The sequence below is a fragment of the Paraburkholderia bengalensis genome, from assembly GCF_037126505.1.
In the GTDB taxonomy this organism is placed as follows: domain Bacteria; phylum Pseudomonadota; class Gammaproteobacteria; order Burkholderiales; family Burkholderiaceae; genus Paraburkholderia; species Paraburkholderia bengalensis.
On sequence record NZ_JACFYJ010000314.1, the window covers coordinates 1 to 442 of the forward strand.

1 pseudogene is annotated in these 442 nt (G+C 60.4%); it reads left to right on the forward strand.

Annotation, left to right across the window (positions count from 1 at the left end):
• Position 1: 1 nt before the first annotated feature.
• Positions 2–442 (forward strand): annotated as a pseudogene (locus H3V53_RS43445) (transposase); the annotation flags it as partial.

Consider the following 442-nt stretch of genomic DNA (forward strand, 5'->3'; position numbering starts at 1 on the left):
GCTGAAGCAGGCCGAGCTGGGTACACCCGTAGCCGAGGTGTGTCGCAAGATGGGCATCAGCGATGCGACGTTTTATAACTGGCGTACGAAGTTCGGCGGGCTGTCGCCCTCGGAAATGCGGCGCATGAAGCAGCTCGAGGAAGAAAACGCGAAGCTCAAAAGACTGGTGGCTGACCTGTCACTGGACAAGGCGATGTTGCAGGATGTGCTGGCAAAAAAAGCCTGAAGCCTTCCCGGCTGCGTGAACTCGCAACAGACCTGATGCATCGCTTTGGCGCGAGCCAGCGGCAGACCTGTGCGGTATTGAAGCTGTCCCGTTCGGTGTACAGCTCAGTCCGTGGCACGCGACCCAAGCGCGCTCGTCATGCGCATCAGGGAGATCACGCAGACGCGTGTGCACTATGGCTATCGCCGCGTGCACGTGATGCTGCGCCGGGAAGGC